General features: G+C 67.6%; 17 protein-coding genes. 11 read left to right on the top strand and 6 right to left on the bottom strand.

Annotated elements, in window-relative coordinates; all coding sequences use genetic code 11:
- Positions 1-53 precede the first annotated feature (53 nt).
- The 4 genes from VAPA_RS34525 to ltrA form a co-directional block, all read right to left on the bottom strand.
- Complete coding sequence (locus tag VAPA_RS34525; RefSeq protein WP_155248084.1) at positions 54-239, bottom strand: hypothetical protein; 186 nt, start codon at positions 237-239, stop codon at positions 54-56.
- A gap of 161 nt (positions 240-400) precedes the next feature.
- Positions 401-1654, bottom strand: coding sequence for an NRAMP family divalent metal transporter (locus tag VAPA_RS19905; protein ID WP_021008561.1), 1254 nt, complete (start codon positions 1652-1654; stop codon positions 401-403).
- A gap of 100 nt (positions 1655-1754) precedes the next feature.
- On the bottom strand, positions 1755-2663 hold the full coding sequence (locus tag VAPA_RS19910; RefSeq protein WP_021008562.1) for a LysR family transcriptional regulator: 909 nt from the start codon (positions 2661-2663) through the stop codon (positions 1755-1757).
- A 177-nt stretch (positions 2664-2840) separates the two neighbouring features.
- Positions 2841-4349: a group II intron reverse transcriptase/maturase gene (gene ltrA, locus VAPA_RS19915; RefSeq protein ID WP_041946173.1), complete on the bottom strand. Its 1509-nt coding sequence runs from the start codon at positions 4347-4349 to the stop codon at positions 2841-2843.
- Between the two features lie 403 nt (positions 4350-4752).
- On the opposite strand from ltrA, the gene VAPA_RS19920 reads away from it, so the two are divergent.
- The 9 genes from VAPA_RS19920 to mgtA all read left to right on the top strand — a co-directional run bounded on the left by VAPA_RS19920 (position 4753) and on the right by mgtA (position 15694).
- A complete protein-coding gene (locus VAPA_RS19920) occupies positions 4753-5952 on the top strand; it encodes a PQQ-dependent sugar dehydrogenase (protein WP_021008564.1) in 1200 nt (399 codons plus the stop codon).
- Positions 5949-6602, top strand: coding sequence for a c-type cytochrome (locus VAPA_RS19925; protein ID WP_021008565.1), 654 nt, complete (start codon positions 5949-5951; stop codon positions 6600-6602). Before VAPA_RS19920 ends, VAPA_RS19925 begins: the two co-directional genes overlap by 4 nt.
- Positions 6603-6711: 109 nt before the next feature.
- On the top strand, positions 6712-8871 hold the full coding sequence (locus tag VAPA_RS19930) for a thiamine pyrophosphate-dependent enzyme (protein WP_021008566.1): 2160 nt from the start codon (positions 6712-6714) through the stop codon (positions 8869-8871).
- A gap of 11 nt (positions 8872-8882) precedes the next feature.
- Positions 8883-10505 (top strand): indolepyruvate oxidoreductase subunit beta family protein, encoded by a 1623-nt coding sequence (locus VAPA_RS19935; RefSeq protein ID WP_021008567.1) that lies wholly within the window; start codon positions 8883-8885, stop codon positions 10503-10505.
- Between the two features lie 28 nt (positions 10506-10533).
- Entirely contained in the window at positions 10534-11523 is a 990-nt protein-coding gene (locus VAPA_RS19940; protein WP_021008568.1) for a Bug family tripartite tricarboxylate transporter substrate binding protein, read from the top strand.
- A gap of 40 nt (positions 11524-11563) precedes the next feature.
- A complete protein-coding gene (locus VAPA_RS19945; protein WP_021008569.1) occupies positions 11564-11983 on the top strand; it encodes an acyl-CoA thioesterase in 420 nt (139 codons plus the stop codon).
- Between the two features lie 21 nt (positions 11984-12004).
- On the top strand, positions 12005-12208 hold the full coding sequence (locus tag VAPA_RS19950) for a hypothetical protein (RefSeq protein WP_021008570.1): 204 nt from the start codon (positions 12005-12007) through the stop codon (positions 12206-12208).
- A gap of 363 nt (positions 12209-12571) precedes the next feature.
- A complete protein-coding gene (locus VAPA_RS19955; protein ID WP_021008571.1) occupies positions 12572-12796 on the top strand; it encodes a hypothetical protein in 225 nt (74 codons plus the stop codon).
- A gap of 213 nt (positions 12797-13009) precedes the next feature.
- Complete coding sequence (mgtA, locus tag VAPA_RS19960) at positions 13010-15694, top strand: magnesium-translocating P-type ATPase (protein ID WP_051255341.1); 2685 nt, start codon at positions 13010-13012, stop codon at positions 15692-15694.
- 388 nt (positions 15695-16082) lie between these two features.
- On the opposite strand, the gene VAPA_RS19965 is transcribed toward mgtA, so the two are convergent.
- Together VAPA_RS19965 and VAPA_RS19970 are read right to left on the bottom strand one after the other, a co-directional pair.
- Complete coding sequence (locus VAPA_RS19965) at positions 16083-17525, bottom strand: NAD-dependent succinate-semialdehyde dehydrogenase (protein WP_021008573.1); 1443 nt, start codon at positions 17523-17525, stop codon at positions 16083-16085.
- A gap of 367 nt (positions 17526-17892) precedes the next feature.
- Positions 17893-19233 (bottom strand): glycerate kinase type-2 family protein, encoded by a 1341-nt coding sequence (locus tag VAPA_RS19970; RefSeq protein WP_021008574.1) that lies wholly within the window; start codon positions 19231-19233, stop codon positions 17893-17895.
- Between the two features lie 152 nt (positions 19234-19385).
- Between VAPA_RS19970 and VAPA_RS34890 the strand changes: the two genes are divergently transcribed.
- Positions 19386-19829 carry a helix-turn-helix domain-containing protein gene (locus VAPA_RS34890; RefSeq protein WP_021005052.1) on the top strand — a complete coding sequence of 148 codons (444 nt, stop codon included), beginning with the start codon at positions 19386-19388 and terminating at the stop codon, positions 19827-19829.
- Entirely contained in the window at positions 19829-20500 is a 672-nt protein-coding gene (locus VAPA_RS34895; protein ID WP_021005719.1) for an IS630 family transposase, read from the top strand. The genes VAPA_RS34890 and VAPA_RS34895 overlap by 1 nt, the downstream gene beginning before the upstream one ends.

The following is a 20500-nucleotide window of genomic DNA, read 5'->3' on the forward strand; positions in this document are numbered from 1 at the left end:
AAATCGGCAACGATGCATGTGCGCGTGAAATGGACGCGTGATGCACCCGCCGTTCAAGGAGAAATGCCGGTGGCCCGCGGTGACAATCCGTTCACATTGCCGGACCAATGTACAAGTCGTTGCAATGATTTCAGTGACGCTTTTCCGCGCACGGAAATTTCACGCGGAACCTTGAGCGAGAAAGGTTTCACCGGGAAGTGGACATTCGATTCGCGATGGCCGAATACGAAGGCTTTCATCGTATTTCCTAGGTCCGATGCGTCGAAAACATTGTTGCAATGCAGCAACTTGGTACAAATTCTGTAGGGGCATCCATCGGCGTGTGAACGGCCGGCCAAAAAAATATGCGCTCGGCAGCGCGTACTTTTGATTGATTCCAAGGCCGCGGGGCGATCCCGTGTCAGCGCACCATGTCCCATCCCATCATCAGGGCAGCGAACCCCATCAGGGCCGTGCCGCCCCACCCCAGCCATCGCGTGCGGCGCCCCGAGGTGAACACGCCCATGACCTTCTCGCGCGACACCAGGACCATCATCGCGGCCATGATCGGCACGGCCACCACGCCGTTGATCACGGCACTCCAGTAGAGCGCCTTCATCGGATCGATCGGCGTGAAGTCGAGCGCCGTTCCCACCAACGTGGCCACGGCGATGATGCCGTAGAACTCCTTGGCCTCGCGCCAGTGCCGCTCCAGCCCTTCTTCCCAGCCGAAGGCCTCCGCCACCGCATAGGCGGCCGACGAGGCCAGCACGGGCACCGCCAGCAAGCCGGTCGCGATGATGCCGCCCGCGAAGAGCCAGAACGCGAAGTCGCCCGCCAGCGGCCGCAGCGCCTCGGCCGCCTGCGCCGCCGAGGTCACGTCGCGCACCCCCGCCGTGAACAGCACCGCCGCTCCCACCACCATCACGAAGAAAGCGATCACGTTCGAGAAGGTCATTCCCAGCCAGGTGTCGAGCCGCACGCGCCGCAGGTCGCGCCACACCTCCTTGTCGGTGCCGCGCCGCCCGCCCTTGAGCCGGAGCTCTTCGACTTCCTGCGAGGCCTGCCAGAAGAACAGGTACGGCGAGATGGTGGTACCCAGCAGCGCCACGATCATCATCCAGTAGTTGCCGTTCCACTGCAGCCTGGGCACGACGAGGTCGTGCAGCACGCGGCCCCACTCCACCTGCACCGCGAACACCGCGGCCACATAGGCAAACAGCGTGAGCGTCAGCCACTTGAGGACGTAGGCCAGCTTGCGATAGGGCACGAACACCTGCAGCAGCACCGTGACCACGCCGAACATCAGCGAAAGGAAATGCGCCCCGCCGCCCACCACCAGCGCCAGCGCCTCGCCCATGGCCGCGATATCGGCCGCGATGTTGATGGTGTTGGCCACCACCAGCAGCGCCACCAGCACGAACAGAAAGCCGCGCGGCATGTGCTCGCGCAGGTTGGCGGCCACACCCTTGCCCGTGACCCGGCCGATGCGCGCCGACACCAGCTGGATCGCCACCATGAACGGCAGCGACAGGAACACCGTCCAGAGCAGGCCGGTGCCGAACTGGGCACCGGCCTGGGTGTAGGTGGCAATGCCGGAGGGGTCGTCGTCGGCCGCACCGGTGACGACGCCGGGCCCCACGTGGCGCAGGAACGACGGAATACGTTTCTTCATGTGTGCCTCGATGGTGGCATGCCAAGCCTGACCGCCAGATGATCTTTCGCAAGCGCCTGCTGAAACAAGGCGCGCCGGTCCTGCGTCTTTCCCTCTCCCCTTAACCGGTGCGCTCGGAAAACAGCGCCGTGATCACCTGCCGCAGCCACTGGTTGGCCGGATCGGCCTCGAAGCGCTTGCTCCAGTGCAGCGAGACCGTGAAGTCGCGCAGCGGAAAGGCAGGCTCCACGATGGCGTAGCCGCCCTCCTCGGCGAACCCGCGCGCGATGTTGCGCGGCATCACCACGGCAAGATCGGTGGCGCGCACGATGGCCGGCAGCACCATGAAGTGCTCGGTGGTGAGCCGCACGCGCTCCTCCAGGTTGAGCAGCTGCAGAATGCGCAGCGTCTCCGCATGCGTGCGCACCGCCACGTACTCGAGCGTCTGCAGCGCCTCGATCAGCGCCTGGCTGCTGCGCCGCCCGCGCGCGAACGGATGGCCCTTGCGCAGCAGCACGATGTAGCGGTCCTTCAGCAGGTGCTTGCGCTGCGTGTCGCGCACCTTGGGCAGGAAGCCGAAGGCAAAGTCGATGCGGCCGCTGTCGAGCGCGGGCGCGATTTCGGTGGGCGGCAGCGGAAGCGTCTCGACCCGCACGCCGGGCGCCAGCTCGCCGAGCCGCGCCATGAGCGCGGGCAGGAAGCGGCCCTCGCCGATGTCGCTCATGTGGATGCGGAAGGTCTTGCGCGAGGCCTGCGGCTCGAAACGGTCGGACTCGTTCAGCGCCTCTTCCAGCGTGTTGAGCGCAACCTGCACCGCAGTGGCCAGCCGCTCGGCGCGCGGTGTCGGCGCCACACCGCCCGGCGCGCGCGTGAAAAGCGCGTCCTTCAGCAGCAGGCGCAGGCGGCCGAGGCCGTGGCTCGCCGCCGGCTGCGTCAGGCCCAGCGCCTCGGCCGCGCGGCTCACGCTGCGGGCACGGTAGACCGCATCGAAAAGGCGCAGCAGGTTGAGGTCGATCGTCTGTATATGCATGGCATGCATATTACTTAGCTCGATTATTTTATTGAAGACCCGGCACCGGGCTCGCACACTGGCCGCCGTCGCCGATCGCGCTCCGTTCGGTGAACACAAGAAGAGCACCCCACAACGAAAGTAGGAGTAGGAATGCCAGTCACCCAGCACCCCCTCCACAGATCCGTACGTGCGGAGCTACCGCATACGGCTCCTGCCTTGGGTCATGACGATCAGACGCTGGTTCGGGTACGGGTGGCAGATGTTCGCAACAGGCAGCCAATGCGCCATCAATCGATACATTCGACGCCACGTCAGGCCATGGCTCTGACTGCGGCGGCACAGCGTGCGATGCCACAGCCCGGCGACCTGGAAGCGGAATGTCCTCAGCCGCGCGCCGTTGCACGGCACGCCGAAGTAGCGCGCATGCCCGGCCACCACCGCCCGCAGGTACTGGCCCTGCTCCGGGATGGGTTGGTGCATGCGCCTTCTGAGTTCGAGCTTGACCACCTGCAGTTTGGCTCGCAGGCGTTTGGCACTGGTGAGCCGCAGGACCATGAAGTGGCCCTTCCTCGTCGTCCCGCAGCAATGCGTGAACCCCAGGAAGTCGAAGGTCTGCGGCTTGCCTTGTCCTCGGCGGCGTCGATTCTCCCGGGCGAAGCGCCCGAACTCGATCAGCCGCGTCTTCTCGGGGTGCAGCTTCAGCCCGAATTGGCCCAGCCGCTCGGCCACCGCGCGCTGGAAGCGCTCGGCATCGTCGCGGAACTGGAACCCGGCTACCCAATCGTCGGCGTAACGCACGACGATCACGTCGCCTCGGGCATGGCGCCCCCTCCACTGCTTCACCCACAGGTCGAACGCATAGTGCAGGTAGATGTTGGCCAGCAGCGGACTGATGCTCCCACCCTGAACCGTACCCACCTCACTTTGCCTCAGCCTGCCTTCTTCCAGCACGCCCGCGTGCAGCCATTTCTTGATCAGCCGCACCACGCGCGTGTCCGCCACGCGGTGTTCGATGAACTTCACCAGCCAGTCCCTTTCGATTGTGTCGAAGAACTTGGCAATGTCCGCATCGAGAATCCAGCTCACTCGTCTGCTGTGCACACCTACCGCCACGGCATCCAGCGCGTTGTGCGCACTCTTGCCGGGCCTGAAGCCGTAGCTGAACCCGAGGAAGTCCTGCTCATAGATGGCGTTCAACACTTCGACCGTGGCGCGCTGGACGAGCTTGTCCTCCAGCGCCGGCACGCCCAGCGGGCGCTTGCTGCCGTCGGCCTTGTCGATGTACACCCGCTTCACAGGCTGGGGCCGGTAGCCCCCTCGGGCCAACCGTTCGGACAGATCCAGGAGGTTGCCCTCCAGGTCCTGCCCGTACGCCTGCCAGGTCTGGCCGTCCACCCCAGCGGCCGCGTCGCGCTTGAGCGCAAGGTAGGCCGCCTCAAGGCGTTCGACCGCGTAGATGTGGTGCAGCAGTCCAGTGAACCTCGCACCACGACGGCCCTTTGCCGTCTGTCGTATGCCATCGAGCGCGGTTCCCATGTCATAGACCCGCACCGATCTGCGGGACATGCGCGCCGCGATGGCATTTCCCTTGGCCTGCCGCCTTCCCTCCACCGCCTCCGCCGCCGCAGGAGCTTCCCCCGCAGCCTTGTTCGGCAGCTTCTTCGGTACTACGCAGCAGTCCGACTTCCCGCTCCTATCGCTCATCGTCGTACGCCCTTGGGCTTCACGATGCGCTCTGCACTCGACGCTTCCCAGCGCGTTGCAGAAGGACGCGGGATCTCCCGGTTTCCGTGCAAGGTGTTTCCGCGCGTGCGCGGGGTCTCTGACCGCGCGGGGTCCCATGCCACCTCGCCAAAGCGGCAGCATCGGTGTGGCCTTCGGCAATCTCCTACTGCCTCGGCACCCCGGACCACCCGCAGCTCTCGCCGCGGGGCATGTATTACGCGGCTCGATACCCGGCCCGCGCGTACCCCTGTCAACGCTTCGCCCACACCCTCACGAATGTGCACGCATGACTCGGGGCCGCCGTAGCTGGCTAAGCCTTCAACGTATGACTCTTTCATTCACAACACCTCGCCGGCTTTGACCGGCGCACAGGAGACAAGACATGGCCAGACTCCGTCCGCATGCGGCAATCGCCGCACTGCTTTGCGTTGCCGCCACCGCCGCCTGGGCACAACAGCCGCCGGCCGAGGAGCCGGGCTGGGCCAAGGGGCGCCCCAAGACCGAAGCCGCCACGCGCATGGCGCCGGTGCCCTCCTTCCCGATCCCGACCGCGCCCGACCAGCTGCCCACCGCCAAGTTCAAGCTGCCGCCCGGCTTCAAGGTGGAGACCTGGGCCTCGGGCGTGCTCGATGCGCGCTCGCTGCGCCAGGGCGACAAGGGCACGGTCTTCGTGAGCACGCTGTTCGTGGGCAACAAGGTCTATGCCATTGCGGAGAAGGGCGACCGCAAGCCGAAGACCATCGTCGACAAGACCGAATTCGCCACCGGCATCGAGTTCCACAAGGGCGCGCTCTATCTGGCCACCCACAAGCAGATCGTTCGCTACGACGGCATCGAGGACAAGCTCGACAACCCCGGCACGCCCGCGGTGCTCAACGACAAGCTGCCCGGCGGGCAGGACCACAGCTGGCGCTACCTTCGCGTGCGCGACGGCAAGCTCTATTACGCCGTGGGTGCGCCCTGCAACATCTGCGATCCCGACGAGGCGCATGCGCGCATCTTTCGCATGAACCTCGACGGCAGCGGCATCGAGACCGTGGCGCGCGGCGTGCGCAACACGGTGGGCTTCGACTTCGACCCCAAGACCGGCAACCTCTGGTTCACCGACAACGGCCGCGACTGGCTCAGCGAAGACCTGCCGAACGACGAGCTGAACGTGGTGACCAAGCCCGACCAGCATTTCGGCTATCCGTATTGCCACCAGGGCAACATCGCCGACCCCGAATTCGGCTGGGGCAAGAACTGCGGTGAGTTCACGAAGCCCGCCGCGCTGCTCGGCCCGCACGCCGCCTCGCTGGGCCTGGCCTTCTACAACGGAAAGATGTTCCCCACCAAGTACCGCGGCGCGATGTTCATCGCCCGCCACGGTCCGTGGAACCGCACCGTCAAGTACGCCGACATTGCCGTGGCATGGCCTGACGGCAAGGGCGGCGCGAAGGTCGAGCCCTTCATGACGGGCTTCGTCGAGAACAACAACTACCTTGGCCGGCCGGTGGACTTCCTGGTGCTGAAGGACGGCTCCATGCTCGTGAGCGACGACCACGCCGGCGCGATCTACCGCATCAGCTACGGCGGCCGATGAGCAAGAGCTTTCTCTTCATCGCGCAGTCCATTGCGGGCATCGCCATGACGCTCCTCGCTTCAGCGGCACCGCCTGCCGGCGCACAGGGCACGCAGCCTGCGCAGGGCAGCTATGCGCAGCGCTATGCGGCCGTGTGCGCCTCGTGCCACGGCGCGAACGGGCGCAGCGACATGGCGGGAGCGCCGGCGCTCGCAGGCCAGCATTCGTTCTATGCGATCACGCAGCTGTTCCTGTTCCGCGAAGGCCGGCGCGACAACCCCGCGATGTCGGCAGTGACAAAGACCATGAAGGACGAGGACCTGCGCGGCTTCTCGGAGTTCATCGCCACGCTGGCGCCGGTGCCCGCCGCGCCGCCGGCCGCGCCGCCCGATGCGGCGCGCATGGCACGCGGCCAGGCCTTGGCGCAAACGCATCGCTGCGTGATCTGCCACGGCGCCGACCTGAGCGGCGGCCAGCAGGTCCCGCGCATCGCGCAGCAGCGCGAAGACTATCTGCAGCTGACCCTGCACGGCTTCCGCACGGGCAAGCGCCCGGGCTACACACAGGCCATGACCGAAGCCCTGAGCGGCATCCCGCCGGAGGACCTGGACACCCTTGCCTACTACGTGGCGCGCTTTCCCGGCGCAGCCGCCAGGCCGTCCGGCAAGTAAGGAGCCGCCACCACGGCACGGCGTCGGCGAAGCGCGGCGCGGGGAAAGCGTTTGCCGCCCCGCGCTCTCGCCACCACTCAACCCCCATACATCAACGGAGTCGAATCTCTTGGAAGTTTCATTCAGCAAGGAAGTGGAGCTGCTGCGCCTGGGCGCCGGCGCCACTTTTCATGGCGAGGGCATCCTCGCAATCACCAAGGGCCTGCTGCAGTCGGGCGTGGCATACGTGGGCGGCTACCAGGGCGCGCCGGTGTCGCACCTGCTCGACGTCATGGTGCAGGGCAAGGCCTACATGGACGAACTCGGCGTGCATGTGGAGGCCTGCTCCAACGAAGCCTCGGCCGCGGCGATGCTCGGCGCCTCCATTCATTACCCGCTGCGCGGCGCGGTCACCTGGAAGTCGATAGTCGGCACCAACGTGGCGGCCGATGCGCTCTCCAACCTGTCGTCGCCCGGCGTGACCGGCGGCGTGCTGGTGGTGGTGGGCGAGGACTATGGCGAAGGCGCCAGCGTGATCCAGGAGCGAACGCACGCCTATGCGCTCAAGTCGAGCATGTGCCTGCTCGACCCGCGGCCCGACCTGGGCGTGATGGTGCGCATGGTGGAAGAAGGCTTCTGCCTTTCGGAAGCCTCCAACATGCCCTGCCTGATGGAGCTGCGCATCCGCACCTGCCACGTGCGCGGCAGCTTCGAGTGCAAGGACAACATCGCGCCCGCGGTATCGACCCGCGCGTTGATGAGCGAGCCCGCGGGCTTCGACTACATGCGGCTCGCGCATCCGCCCGTCACCTTCCGGCACGAAAAACTCAAGGGCGACGAGCGCATTCCGGCCGCGCGGCGCCACATCATCGAGCACGGGCTCAACGAGCTGATTCCGGGCGGCCGGCATGCCGGCCTCGGCATCGTGGTGCAGGGCGGGCTCTACAACGCGCTCATCCGCAGCCTGCAGCAGCAGGGCCTGGCCGACGCCTTCGGCGAGACGGACATCCCGATCCTGGTGCTCAACGTGACCTACCCGCTGGTGCCCGAGCAGGTGGCCGACTTCTGCGTGGGCAAGCGTGCCGTGCTGGTGGTGGAGGAAGGCCAGCCCGAATACATCGAACAGGACATCGCCACCCTGCTGCGCCGGCGCGACATCCAGACGCCGCTGCACGGCAAGGACATGCTGCCCGCAGCCGGAGAATACGGCGTCGAGGTGCTCGCGGGCGGCCTCGGCGCGTTCGCCGCGAAATACATCGAGACCAGCGAGGCTTCATCTTCCGCGCAGGCCTGGCTGGCCGGCAACCGCGAGCGCCGCGAGGCCGTGGCCCGACAGCTCGAGACGCCGCTGCCCAACCGGCCGCCGAGCTTCTGCATCGGCTGCCCCGAGCGCCCGGTGTTCTCGGCCCTGAAGCTCGCGCAGCAGGAGACGGGGCCGGTGCACATCGCGGCCGACATCGGCTGCCATGCCTTCGGCACCTTCGAGCCCTTCTCGATGGGGCATTCGATCCTCGGCTACGGCATGAGCCTGGCGAGCCGCGCGGGCGTGGCGCCCATGATGAACCGCCGCACGCTGTCGATCATGGGCGACGGCGGCTTCTGGCACAACGGGCTGCTCACGGGCGTGCAGAGCGCGCTCTTCAACGGCGACGACGCGGTGCTGCTGATCTTCAAGAACGGCTACACCTCGGCCACCGGTACGCAGGACATCATCTCCACGCCCGACGACGAGATGAAGGAGCGCGCCGTCGACAAGCAGCAGAGCCTGGTCGACAAGAACCAGACCATCGAGGCCACGCTCACGGGCCTGGGCGTGAAGTGGATGCGCACCGTCACCACCTACGACGTGGAGCGCATGCGCAAGACGCTGACCGAAGCGCTCACCAGCGACTTCAACGGCCTGAAGGTGGTGATTGCCGAAGGCGAATGCCAGCTCGAGCGCCAGCGCCGCATCAAGCCCTGGCTTGCCGGCCTCCTTCAGCGCGGCGAGCGCGTGGTGCGCGTGAAGTACGGCGTCGACGAGGACGTGTGCAACGGCGACCACGCCTGCATCCGCCTGTCGGGCTGCCCCACGCTCACGCTCAAGGACAACCCCGACCCGCTCAAGGTCGACCCCGTCGCCACCGTGATCGACGGCTGCGTGGGCTGCGGCCTGTGCGGCGAGAACGCGCATGCGGCCACGCTGTGCCCGAGCTTCTACCGCGCCGAGGTGGTGCAGAACCCGAAGTGGCACGAGCGCCTGCTGCACGCGCTGCGCGGCGCCGTGGTGCGCGTGCTGCAACCCGCATGAGAGACGACGACATGGAACAGAACCGCCCCATCTCCCTGCTCGTCTGCGCCCTAGGCGGCGAAGGCGGCGGCGTGCTCACCGAGTGGCTGGTCGACATCGCGCGCCACGCCGGCCATGCCGCGCAGAGCACGTCGATTCCCGGCGTGGCGCAGCGCACCGGCGCCACCACCTACTACATCGAGGTTTTCCCGGTGCCGCTCGTGCAGCTTGCCGGCCGGCGCCCGGTGTTCAGCCTGAGCCCGGTGCCGGGCGCGCTCGACGCCATCGTGTCGTCGGAGCTGCTCGAAACGGCGCGCCAGATCGGCAACGGCATGAGCGCGCCGCTGCGCACGCTGGTCATCAGCTCGTCGGCGCGCATCTTCACCACCGCGGAGCGCATGCAGCCCGGCGACGGCCGCGCCGATGCGCAGCGCCTCGTCGACGTGGTGAAGGCCTTCAGCCGCGAACACCATGTGTTCGACATGAACGCGATGGCGCGCGAGACCGGCACGGTGGTCAGCGCGGTGATGCTCGGCGCCATCGCGGGCAGCGGCCTGTTTCCGTTCCCGCGCGAGGCCTATGAGCACGTGGTGCGCGGCGGCGACGCCCGCGCGCCCGAGAAGCTGGGCAAGATGGCCGCCGCCAGCCTGCGCGGCTTTGCAGCAGGCTTCGAGGCCGTGGGCACGCCGCGCGCGCAGGCCGCCTTCGTGAGCAGCGTGCTGGCCGCCGACACCCGCGACGCACCGCCACCGCCGCGCGCATTGCCGGACGAACTGGCGCGGCGCTTTCCGCCCGCCGTGCACGACATGCTCACGCTCGGCCATGCGCGCGTGCTCGACTACCAGGACGCCGGCTACGCCGCCCTCTACGCCGACCGGCTGGGCCGGGTGCTCGATGCCGAGCGCGCCGCCGACCCGGCCGGCGCGCAGGGCTTTGCCATCACCCGCGAAATCGCGCGCTGGCTCGCGCTCTGGATGGCCTTCGACGACATCGTGCGCGTGGCCGCGCTCAAGGGCCGCGCCAGCCGCGCACAGCGCGTGCGGCAGGAAGTGCGCGCGGCCGAGGAAGACATCGTGAAGGTCTACGACCACTTCAAGCCCGGCGCGGCCGAGTTCGCCGCATTGCTGCCGGCGGGCCTGGCGCGCCGCGTCACCGCGTGGGACCGCGGCAGGCAGGCACGCGGCCTCGCACCCTGGGCGCTGCCTTTGCAGGTGGGCAGCCACTCGGTGGCCGGCATGGCCTCGCTGCGCCTCTTGTCATCGCTGAAGTGGCTGCGCCGCCGCGGCCATCGCTTTGCCGAGGAGCAGGCGCTGATCGAACGCTGGCTCGCGGCGGTGGAGGCCGGCACGCGCGAGGCCTGGGTGCTGGGCCACGAGCTCGCGCTGTGCGGCCGGCTCATCAAGGGCTATGGCAGCACCAACGAGCGCGGCAAGCACAACCTGCTGCACATGATCGGCGAACTCGCAGGCCGTGCAACGCTGCCCGCGCCGGCGCGCGCCGAGGCGATTGCCGCGGCGCGCGAAGCAGCCCTGGCCGACGAGGGAGGCAAGGCGCTCGACGCCGCGCTGGTGCGCCACGGTGCCGCGCCGCGGCCGGTGCAGGCGCAGCCGATCCGCTGGATGAAACGGCCGCCATCCACCACCGCCCGCCCCTGATTCCATGACAACACAGGAGACACCACTCATGCCCCACCATGCCCTTCCCTGGCGGCGACGCCTGCTGTTCAGCGCCGCCTGCGTGCTGCTGGCCTGTGCGCACGCACAGGCGCATGCCGACACATGGCCCGCCAAGCCGATCAAGGTGGTCGTCAACTTTCCGCCCGGCGGCGCCGCCGACCAGATCGCGCGCGCGGTCTCGCAGCCGCTGCAGGAAGCGCTCAAGCAACCGGTGGTGATCGAGAACCGCGCGGGTGCCAACGGCAACGTCGGCGGCGAGGCGGTGGCGCGCGCACCGGCCGACGGCTACACGCTGCTCATGAGTTCGGGCGGCATGGTGTCGGTGAACCCGCACCTGTATTCGCGCATGAGCTTCGATCCCGCGAAGGACCTGGTGCCGGTGGCAGCGGCCGCGCGCGTGCTGGTGTTTCTGGTGATCAGGCCCTCGCTGCCGCCCGTGAATGTGCGCGAGTTCATCTCGTACGCCAAGACCAACCCGGGCAAGCTGTCGTACGGCTCGCCGGGCAACGGCAGCTCGCCGCACCTGGCGGGCGAGATGTTCAAGAGCCAGGCGGGCCTCTTCGCGCTGCACGTGCCCTACCGCGGCGCGGCGCCCGCCCTGCAGGACCTGCTGGCGGGCCAGATCGACTACGCCTTCGATCCGGGCATCGGCCTGCAGCAGGTGCGCGCGGGCAAGCTCCGGCTGCTTGCGGTCGGCAGCCCGCACCGCTCACCGCTCTTTCCCGATGTGCCCACGCTCGACGAAGCCGGACTGCGCGGCTTCGACGCCGACACCGTGTTCGGCTTCTACGCGCCCGCAGGCACGCCGCCGGAGGTGGTGGCGCAACTCAACGCCCAGATCAACCGCGCGCTCGCGCTGCCGGCCGTGAAGGAACGCATCGCCTCGCTTGGCGGCGAGGCGGTGCCGGGCTCGCCGGCCGAATTCCAGCGGCGCGCGGCGGCCGATTCGCAGCGCTTCGGCGCGCTGATCCGCGACCGCAAGATCGTCGCGGATTGAACGCACGCATCGCCCCGTGGCGGCCGACGAGAATGAACTGATGAGCAACAGCAAAGAGATCACCTACACCGCGCGCGTCGAGTTCGGCGACTGCGATCCCGCCGGCATCGTCTGGTTTCCCAACTTCTTCCGCTGGATCGATGCGGCGTCGCGCCACTTCTTCGCCGAATGCGGCGTGCCGCGCTGGGAAGAAACGGCGCGCACGCTGGGCGTGATCGGCACGCCGCTGGTCGACACGCACACCCGCTTCGTCAAGGCCGCAAGCTACGGCGACACGCTGCAGATCGCGGTGCGCATCGCCGAGTGGCGCGACAAGAGCTTCGTGCAGACCTACCGCGTCCTGCGCGGCGACGAGCTGATCCTCGAATGCGAGGAGGTGCGCATCTTCGCGGCGAAGCGCGAAGGCGGCGGCATCCGCGCGGTGCCCATTCCACCCACGATCCGGGCGCTCTGCGACTAGGCCGCGTCTTAGAATGGCCCGATGAACTGGCGCACTCTTCTTCCGCTCGCGTTGCTTGCCACCGGCTGCTCCGTACCTCCCAACCAGGTGGTGCCCTTCCGCGAAGGTGTGCTGCGTGCGCCCACGTACACGCAGGCCACCGACCATTGCAGCGCCAAGGGCCAAACGCCGCGCTGGCTCGGCAAGGCGCCTGCGGAATCCGGCGTCCTGTTCCAGTGCAACTGAGCTTCGCGGCCCCTTGCGGGCGCATCCGCTGCACGGCGCGATAGCCCTGCGCAATGCCGAGCCAAAGGGTTGACGACCCTATGACGCAGTGCAACAATCCCACATCTTTACTTCGGAGCCTCGTGCGTGGACAGTGCCAGTTGGATCAGTGACAAGACGCGTGCTTTGGCAGGCGTGACACACCCGGCTCCGTAGCGCAGGCTTCTTCCGCGCTGCGGCCTGTGTGCCCGCAGCGTGTGACCCCCTTGCCTCTTCGGCAAGCGGCTCTCCTCCTCCCAAATCCCGTTGCTTTCGTCGCTGACTTTTTCAGTCAGCTTGCGTGGTCTCATGCCACGACGCCCTTCATCGCGAAGGAGCCTTGTCATGCGTCAGTTTCATTCCTGCCAGCAACGGCAACAGCAGCAGCCATCGTCGCCGCAGGTGCAGCCGCGCGTCCGCAGCGCCTCGGCGCATGCGCCAGGCCATGCGGCCGCGGCACCGGCCGCCATCGACGAGACGGTGGACCAGGCCGCCGCGCTCTGGACCACGCGGCGCATCCGCAGCTTCTTCCTGCTGCTCGACCGGAACGCCGGTCCGAAGCAGCGCTGAGCCGCCGCGCAAAGCCACAGCCGCATCTTCATCGCAGGAGGCCACCATGGACCCAGCCCCTCGCTTGCGCCCCAGCGCGCCCCACTCTCTTTTGATTCGATGCCATTTGCTTTCACGACCCGGCGCGCCGCGCCGCGGAGGATTCCTGCCCGCTGATTGACCGAGGCGGGAGGTTCCCTCCTTCGCGGCCCGCGCCCGAAGGAGAAGAACCCCATGATCCGCCGCGAACACCTGCCGCGCGCCGCACGGCCGCGCATCGCCCCGGCCTCTGCCGGCACCCCGCCCGATATCTCGAAAGCACTGCAGACTGCGTCGCGCACCGATGCCGGCCAGGTGCTCCTCGGACTCCACAGCTCGCCGCAAGGCCTGGACGAAAGCCAGGCGCAAGCGCTGCGCAAGCAGTTCGGCAGCAACGAGGTTCGCCACGATCAGCCGCCGTCATGGTGGGTGCATCTGTGGCAGTGCTACCGCAATCCCTTCAACCTGCTGCTGACGGCGCTGGCGCTGATCTCCTGGATCACGGAAGACATGAAGGCCGCACTCGTGATCGGCAACATGGTGGGGCTGTCGACCGTGCTGCGCTTTCTGCAGGAGTCGCGCTCCAGCAAGGCGGCCGAGCGGCTCAAGGCCATGGTGAGCAACACGGCCACCGTGCTGCGGCCCGCACCCGGCACCGCGAGCGCGCTGCGCATCGAAGTGCCGATGCGCGAGCTGGTGCCGGGCGACGTGATCGCGCTCTCGGCCGGCGACATGATCCCGGCCGACTGCCGGCTGCTCGCGGCCAAGGACCTGTTCATCAGCCAGTCGGCGCTGACCGGCGAGGCGATGCCCGTGGAGAAGTTCTGCATCGACCGCCGCGGCCCCGAAGCCGGCGTGCTCGAACGCGAGAACCTGCTCTTCATGGGCACCAGCGTGGTCAGCGGCACCGCCACCGCGCTCATCGTGCATACGGGCAGCCGCACCTTCTTCGGCGCGCTGGCGCAGCGCGTGACCGCCGTTGACCAAGGCATCAGTGCATTCCAGGCCGGCATCAACCGCGTGAGTTGGGTGCTGATCCGCTTCATGCTGGTGATGGCGCCCCTGGTGCTGGTGATCAACGGCGTGGCCAAAGGCGACTGGTGGGAGGCGGCGCTGTTCGCGCTGTCGATCGCGGTCGGCCTCACGCCCGAGATGCTGCCGATGATCGTGACCGCCACGCTGGCCAAGGGCGCGGTCGTGATGTCGCGCCGGAAGGTGATCGTGAAGCGGCTGGAAGCCATTCACAACTTCGGCGCCATGGACGTGCTGTGCACCGACAAGACCGGCACGTTGACGCAGGACCGCATCGTGCTGGAGCGCCACACCAACGCCTGGGGCGAAGCCTCGGACCATGTGCTGCAGATGGCCTACCTGAACAGCTTCCACCAGACCGGGCTCAAGAACCTGCTCGACAAGGCCGTGCTGAACCACGCTGAAATGCAGCTGGAGACGCGGCTGCAAACGGCCTGGCGCAAGATCGACGAGGTGCCTTTCGACTTCGCGCGCCGCCGCATGTCGGTGGTGGTGGGAATGGAGGACGGCGGCGGCAGCGAGCACCTGCTGGTCTGCAAGGGCGCGTTGGAGGAGATCCTCTCGGTCTGCACCTCGGTCGAGCGCGGCGACGACGTGCTGCCGCTCGACGCCGATCTGCTCGAACGCATTCACGGCATCGCGTCGGAGCTCAACACCCAGGGCCTGCGCGTGGTGGCCGTGGCCAGCCGCGTGCTGGCCGCCGGGGCGCAACGGCCGGCCCAGGTTGCCTACGGCGTGGCCGACGAAGCGGCGCTGACGCTGCTGGGCTACGTCGCCTTTCTCGATCCGCCGAAGGAATCGACCGCGCCCGCGCTGCGCGCGCTGGCGGAGCACGGCGTGGCGGTGAAAGTGCTGACGGGCGACAACGAGCTGGTGGTGCGCAAGGTCTGCGGCGACGTGGGCATCGAGGCCGGCCGCGTCGTGCCGGGCCGGGAGATCGACGAGCTGGACGACGCCGGCCTGCGCACGCTGGTCGAACGGCACCAGGTGTTCGCCAAGCTCACGCCCGCGCACAAGGAGCGCATCGTGCGCGCCCTGCATGCGAACGGGCACGTGGTCGGCTTCATGGGCGACGGCATCAACGATGCGCCCGCGCTGCGCGCGGCCGACATCGGCATTTCGGTGGACGGCGCGGTGGACGTGGCCAAGGAATCGGCCGACGTCATCCTGCTCGAGAAGAGCCTCGTGGTGCTGGAGCAGGGCGTGGTGGAGGGCCGCCGCACCTTTGCCAACATGCTGAAATACATCAAGCTCACCGCGAGCTCGAATTTCGGCAACGTGTTCTCGGTACTGGTGGCGAGCGCGTTCCTTCCGTTCCTGCCGATGCTGCCGCTGCATCTGCTGGTGCAGAACCTGCTGTACGACGTGTCGCAGATCGCGATTCCGTTCGACAACGTCGATGCCGAGTTCCTGCGCAAGCCGCAGAGCTGGAACCCGGCCGACCTGGGCCGCTTCATGTTGTTCTTCGGCCCGCTGAGCTCGGTGTTCGACGTCCTGACCTACGCCGTGATGTGGTTCGCGTTCTCGGCCAACACGGTGGCTCACCAGGCACTGTTCCAGTCGGGCTGGTTCGTGGAGGGACTGCTGTCGCAGACGCTGATCGTGCACCTGATCCGCACGCGCAAGATTCCGTTCCTGCAAAGCCGCGCGGCCTGGCCGCTGCTGGCCATGGGCGCGGCCATTGCCGCGGCGGGCATCTGGCTGCCGATGGGGCGGCTCGCGCACTACTTCAGGCTGCAGGCGCTTCCGCTGGCCTACTTTCCGTGGCTGGCCGCGATGCTGGCGGGGTACGCGACGCTCACGCAGGCGGTCAAGGGCTGGTATGCGCGGCGGTATGGGTGGCAGTGACGTTTTGTTCAGGGCTCTTCGTTTAGGGCGCTTTGTTCAGGGCGCTTTGTTCAGGGCACGTGCACAGGCCACCGGGTACTCCCCTCCGCGAATGTCCCCCGCCTTCGGCTCCTCCTTGATTTCGCTGCGGGGAGCACCCGATGCCCTGTGCACTGGGCACGCTCGTGGTGTACCCCCGCTCAACGACCGCTCTGTCCAACGCTCCCGTCGATGGGGTGCCTTGTGCAGCGAAATCAGGGGGGAGGCCGCAGGCCGGAGGACATTCGCGGAGCAAGGTACCCCGTCGGCGGGAGCGCGCCCTGAAACAAGGACAAGGGCATAAAAAAAGCGACACCGCCGCGAAGCGATCCCGCTTTTTGCAAAAAGCCGGAGCGATTCGAACGACCGCTTACACGCTCATGATCGAAACAGCCTTGGTGTTCAGGTAGGCCTCGAGCGCCTCCGGGCCGCCTTCCGAGCCGTAGCCCGAATCCTTCACGCCGCCGAAGGGCATTTCCGGCGATGGCGCGGCGGGCTGGTTGATCCACAGCATGCCGAGTTCGAGCTTCTGGCTCAGCAGGTGCGCGTTCTTGATCGACTTGGTGAAGGCGTAGCCGGCCAGGCCGAACGGCAGGCGGTTGGCTTCGGCAATGGCTTCCTCGAGCGTGTCGAAGCCGCGGATCGCAGCGATGGGGCCGAAGGGCTCGTTGTTGAACACGTCGGCATCGAGCGGCACGTCGGTCAGCACGGTGGGCGCGAAGAAGTTGCCGGTGTCGCCGACGCGTTCGCCACCGGCCGCCACGGTCGCGCCCTTCTTGCGCGCATCCTCCAGCACATGGGCCATGGCCGTGAGGCGGCGTGCATTGGCGAGCGGGCCGAGGGTCGTGCCTTCGGCCAGGCCGTCGCCGAGCTTCAGGCCTTCGGTGTACTTGACCAGCGTGCGGGCGAATTCCTCGCGCAGGCTGTTGTGCACCAGGAAGCGGGTGGGCGAGATGCAGACCTGGCCCGCATTGCGGAACTTGGCGGCACCCGCGGCCTTCACGGCCAGCGCCACGTCGGCGTCTTCGGCCACGATGACCGGCGCGTGGCCGCCCAGCTCCATGGTGACGCGCTTCATGTGCGAGCCCGCCAGCGCGGCCAGCTGCTTGCCGACCGGCGTGGAGCCCGTGAAGGTCACCTTGCGGATGATCGGGTGCGAGATCAGGTAGTTCGAGATTTCGGCCGGGTTGCCGAACACCAGGCCCACCGTGCCGGGCGGAATGCCGGCATCGACGAAAGCCTGCAGCAGCGCGGCCGGCGAAGCCGGGGTTTCTTCCGGCGCCTTCACCAGGAACGAGCAGCCGGTGGCCAGCGCGGCGCCGAGCTTGCGCACGATCTGGTTGATGGGAAAGTTCCAGGGCGTGAACGCGGCGACGGGGCCCAGGGGCTCCTTGATCACCAGCTGCTGCGCGGCCAGGTTGCGCGAGGGCACGATGCGGCCGTAGACGCGGCGGCCTTCGTCGGCGAACCATTCGATGATGTCGGCAGCGGCCAGCGTCTCGCCCTTGGCTTCGGCCAGCGGCTTGCCCTGTTCCTGCGTGAGCAGCCTGGCGATCTCGGGGGCGCGTTCGCGGATCAGTGCAGCCGCGCGGCGCATCACGGCGGCGCGCTCGTTGGCGGGCGTGCTGCGCCACTTCTCGAAGCCGCGCTGGGCGGCGGCCAGGGCGCGGTCGAGGTCGGCGATGCTGGCGTGCGCCACCTTGCCGATGGCCTTGCCGGTGGCGGGGTTCACGACGTCCAGCGTCTTGCCGCCGGTGGCGTCGACCCATTCGTTGTCGATCAGCAGGCGGGTGTCGGTATAGGTGGCGGTCATGGCGAACTTTTCCTTCGAGGGCTGGATGATGAAAAGGGGGAAATCTGGGTGCGCGGCGCGGCACCTTTGGGGGGTACGCATGCGACAACGGCGGCAAATCGCCGCCGGGTGCGTAGATTAACCCGAGTTCACCAAACCCCGCCGGCGGCCGGAAATCGCCCGTTTTTCGGGGCGCGTGCGCAGGACACGCTGCTGGTGTGAGACCGATCAACGACCGCTCTGACCAACGATCACGTCGATGGTGTGCTCTGCGCAGCGAAATAAAGGAGGAGGCCGCAGGCCGGGGGACATTCGCGGAGCAGAGCACACCGTCGGCTTGATCGCGCCCTGAACAACAGCGCCCAACATATGGATCGCAGACAGACTCTTAAAGAATCAGCAGCGCGCGAAAGTCGTTGACGTTGGTGTTCGTCGGCCCCGTCACGAACAGGTCGCCGATGGCATCGAAGTAGCCGTACGCATCGTTGCGGTCGAGGTGGTCCGACAGTTTCCTCCCGGCAGCCGTGGCGCGCGCCAGCGTGTCGGGCGTGACGAAGGCGCCCGCGTTATCTTCCACGCCGTCGATGCCGTCGGTGTCGGCGGCCAGTGCCCACACCTGCTGCTGGCCCATGAGCGCACCGGCCAGGCCCATGCACAGTTCACCAGCGCGGCCGCCGCGGCCCTTGGCCTGGCCCGGCTGGCGCGGGCGGATGGTCACCGTGGTCTCGCCACCCGAGAGAATCACGCAGGGCCGCGCGAACGGCTCGCCGCGGTGTGCCACGGCGCGCGCCAGTGCGGCATGCACCTTGCCGACTTCGCGCGATTCGCCTTCGATCTCGTCGCTGAGGATGTGCGCCTCGATGCCGGTCTCGCGCGCTGCCCTGGCCGCGGCTTCGAGCGATTGCTGGGGCGTGGCGATCAGGTGGACTTCATGGCCCGCGAACACCGCGTCGTCCGGCTTCGGCGTTTCGAGTTCTCCGCTCTCGAGCTGCGCGCGCACGGGCGCCGGCACCTCGATGCCATAGCGGTCGAGGATGGCCAGCGCCTCGGCGCAGGTGGTGGCATCGGGCACCGTGGGGCCGCTGGCAATGACGGCCGCGTCGTCGCCCGGCACGTCGCTGATCGTGAGCGTCACCACCCGGGCCGGCGCGCAGGCCGCAGCCAGCCGGCCGCCCTTGATGCGCGACAGGTGCTTGCGCACGCAGTTCATCTCGCCGATGCCGGCGCCACTGTCGAGCAGCTGCTTGTTGATGCGCTGCTTGTCGGCCAGCGTGAGGCCTTCGGCCGGCAGCACCAGCAGCGACGAGCCGCCGCCCGAGATCAGGCACAGCACGAGATCGTCGGCCGTGAGGCCTTGCGTGAGCGCGAGGATGCGCTCGGCCGCCTGCTGCCCGGCCGCATCGGGCACCGGATGCGCGGCCTCGACGATCTTCACGCGCTGCGGCACGCCTTCAGGGCGCGGCGGAATGTGGTCGTAGCGCGTGACGACCAGGCCCGAGAGCGGCGCATCGGCTGGCCACAGGGCTTCGAGCGCCTGCACCATCGAGCCGCCGGCCTTACCGGCGCCCAGCACCAGCGTGCGGCCCTTGGGCGGCTTCGGCAGATGCGCGCCCAGCGTGGACAGCGGCAGCGCGCGGTCCACCGCCACGCGGTAGAGATGTTCGAGGAAGGCGCGCGGGGCTTCGCGCGGATCGGGAGCGGGGCCGAAGGTGGGGTTCGATGCGGTCATTGCTGCTTTGTCTCCAATCCGGCGATTGTGCTGCGGACCAAGACCCGCCCCCTTGTCGCCGGTCAACTTCCGTCTGTCTAGTACATTGACACGTAAATAACAAAACATGAATACACTCCATCTATCCCCGTTGGGGTTACGAAGGAGTGCTCATGCGCCAGACCGAACTGCATTTGACCGAGAAGGATCGGGCGATCATCGAGGAGATTCGACGCAAGGGAATCCATCATTCGCGCGAAGTGAACCGGGCGCATGCGCTGTGGTGCCTGGATCGCGGGATTCCCGAGGCGCAGATCATGGACGTTCTGGGGATCGGACGCACCGCGCTGTGGCGCACCCGGTCGGCATACCTGCAAGGGGGCGTCGATCTGGCCGTGTTCGACGTTGCACGCTCGGGTCGGCCGCGACAGTACGACACCGATGCCGAGGCGCGCGTGACGGCACTGGCATGCTCGGCTGCGCCCGAGGGTCGCCAGCGCTGGACGATCGTCGAACTCGAACGTGCCGCGCGCCAGGAATTGGGCCTTGGCAACGTCAGTCGGGAAACCGTCCGGCGCATGCTAAAAAAAACGATCTCAAGCCCTGGCGACGGCTGATGTGGTGCATCGGCACGCTCACCGAAGAGTACCGCTGCCGCATGTACAACCTGCTCAAGCTGTACGCCAAACCGATGTGCGGCGACGAGCCCGTGATCTGCATCGACGAGAAGAGTCTGCAACTCGTTGCTCATAGCCGAGAGCCGTTGCCCATGGCGCCGGGCGAGGCGGCCAAGCTGGACTACGAATACGTGCGCAAGGGCACCACCAATCTGTTCGTGGCAGTCGAGCCCAAGGCGGGACAGCGCGTCGTCTCGGTCACCGATCACCGGGGCAAGACAGACTTCGTCGGCTTCGTCCAGGCACTTCTCACCGACACTTATGCGACGGCACGCCGCGTTCACCTCGTGCTGGACAACCTGAACATTCACTTCAGGAAATGCTTCGACGATGTGTTGGGAGTGCGCGCGGCCAACACGCTGTTGCGCCGGGTGTGCTTTCACTACACGCCCAAGCACGCAAGTTGGCTCAACATGGCAGAAATCGAGATCGGCATCCTCACGCGCCAATGCCTGAACCGCCGCCTCCCCAGCCAGCAACTCCTGCGACGCGAAGTCGATGCCTGGCAAGCAGATCGAAACGCGCTGCGCCGAACCATCGAGTGGAAGTTCACTCGACAGGATGCAGATCACAAGCTCGGTCGTCATTACGTTTCGAAACTTACGTGTTGA

The sequence above is a fragment of the Variovorax paradoxus B4 genome, assembly GCF_000463015.1.
Lineage (GTDB): Bacteria > Pseudomonadota > Gammaproteobacteria > Burkholderiales > Burkholderiaceae_C > Variovorax > Variovorax paradoxus_E.

Coding starts and splice junctions, on each gene's coding strand:
- VAPA_RS34525 (WP_155248084.1), bottom strand. CDS start 239: ATGAAAGCCTTCGTATTCGGCCATCGCGAATCGAATGTCCACTTCCCG.
- VAPA_RS19905 (WP_021008561.1), bottom strand. CDS start 1,654: ATGAAGAAACGTATTCCGTCGTTCCTGCGCCACGTGGGGCCCGGCGTC.
- VAPA_RS19910 (WP_021008562.1), bottom strand. CDS start 2,663: ATGCATATACAGACGATCGACCTCAACCTGCTGCGCCTTTTCGATGCG.
- ltrA (WP_041946173.1), bottom strand. CDS start 4,349: ATGAGCGATAGGAGCGGGAAGTCGGACTGCTGCGTAGTACCGAAGAAG.
- VAPA_RS19920 (WP_021008564.1), top strand. CDS start 4,753: ATGGCCAGACTCCGTCCGCATGCGGCAATCGCCGCACTGCTTTGCGTT.
- VAPA_RS19925 (WP_021008565.1), top strand. CDS start 5,949: ATGAGCAAGAGCTTTCTCTTCATCGCGCAGTCCATTGCGGGCATCGCC.
- VAPA_RS19935 (WP_021008567.1), top strand. CDS start 8,883: ATGGAACAGAACCGCCCCATCTCCCTGCTCGTCTGCGCCCTAGGCGGC.
- VAPA_RS19940 (WP_021008568.1), top strand. CDS start 10,534: ATGCCCCACCATGCCCTTCCCTGGCGGCGACGCCTGCTGTTCAGCGCC.
- VAPA_RS19945 (WP_021008569.1), top strand. CDS start 11,564: ATGAGCAACAGCAAAGAGATCACCTACACCGCGCGCGTCGAGTTCGGC.
- VAPA_RS19950 (WP_021008570.1), top strand. CDS start 12,005: ATGAACTGGCGCACTCTTCTTCCGCTCGCGTTGCTTGCCACCGGCTGC.
- VAPA_RS19955 (WP_021008571.1), top strand. CDS start 12,572: ATGCGTCAGTTTCATTCCTGCCAGCAACGGCAACAGCAGCAGCCATCG.
- mgtA (WP_051255341.1), top strand. CDS start 13,010: ATGATCCGCCGCGAACACCTGCCGCGCGCCGCACGGCCGCGCATCGCC.
- VAPA_RS19965 (WP_021008573.1), bottom strand. CDS start 17,525: ATGACCGCCACCTATACCGACACCCGCCTGCTGATCGACAACGAATGG.
- VAPA_RS19970 (WP_021008574.1), bottom strand. CDS start 19,233: ATGACCGCATCGAACCCCACCTTCGGCCCCGCTCCCGATCCGCGCGAA.
- VAPA_RS34890 (WP_021005052.1), top strand. CDS start 19,386: ATGCGCCAGACCGAACTGCATTTGACCGAGAAGGATCGGGCGATCATC.
- VAPA_RS34895 (WP_021005719.1), top strand. CDS start 19,829: ATGTGGTGCATCGGCACGCTCACCGAAGAGTACCGCTGCCGCATGTAC.